The organism is Rhizobium sp. L9, assembly GCF_002531885.1.
Taxonomy (GTDB): Bacteria; Pseudomonadota; Alphaproteobacteria; order Rhizobiales; family Rhizobiaceae; genus Rhizobium.
The window spans coordinates 1-757 of record NZ_NWSZ01000097.1 but is presented as its reverse complement, the minus strand read 5'-3'; the positions used below and the strand labels follow the sequence as shown (position 1 = coordinate 757).

The following is a 757-nucleotide window of genomic DNA, read 5'->3' as shown; positions in this document are numbered from 1 at the left end:
GCAGGCCATCCCACAAATGATCGGCCGTGGTGGTGGCGCGATCGTGAACATGTCATCGTGCCAAGGGCTCAGCGGCGACACCGCACTGACGTCATACGCCGCGTCGAAGGCCGCAATGAACATGCTGTCGGCCTCGCTTGCCACCCAGTACGGACACGCGAAGATCCGCTGCAACGCGGTTGCGCCAGGTCTTGTCATGACCGAACGTCTCTTCGCCAAGCTGGACGAGTGCATGCAACGGCATCTACACCGGCACCAGCTCCTGCCGCACGTCGGCCGCCCCGAGGACGTAGCCGCGCTGGTCGCGTTCCTGCTCTCGGAGGAGGCTGCGTTCATCACCGGCCAAGTGGTGTGCATCGACGGCGGCATGTTGGCGCATGTTCCAACCTACGCCGACGGTGGCAACAGCGCGGCTCGGCCGGCCGGTGACGCCGCCGAAGCAGCCGCAGCGTCGCATTGGTGATGGACATGCTGCTCAACCCGCTGAACCGCTGGCGCCGGCTACGGGACGACATCCCGGTCATGCCTGGCGCTTTCCCCCTGGTCGGGCATCTTCCCGCCATCGTCTGCGATCTGCCGCGCCTGCTGCGGCGCGCGGAACGGACGCTAGGCAGCCACTTCTGGCTGGACTTCGGCCCGGCCGGACACCTGATCACATGCCTGGATCCGGATGCGCTCGCATTGCTCCGGCACAAGGAAGTGTCCTCGGCACTGATCGAAGAGATGGCGCCCGACATCCTTGGCGGAACGTTGGTCA

General features: G+C 65.8%; 1 protein-coding gene and 1 pseudogene. Both read left to right on the top strand.

The annotated features are described in order from the left end of the window. A partial coding sequence (locus CO660_RS32430; protein WP_141504995.1) for an SDR family oxidoreductase occupies positions 1 to 463 on the top strand: 463 nt, incomplete at its 5' end. Further along, positions 463 to 757 (top strand): annotated as a pseudogene (locus CO660_RS32425) (cytochrome P450); the annotation flags it as partial. The gene CO660_RS32430 and the pseudogene CO660_RS32425, both read left to right, overlap by 1 nt.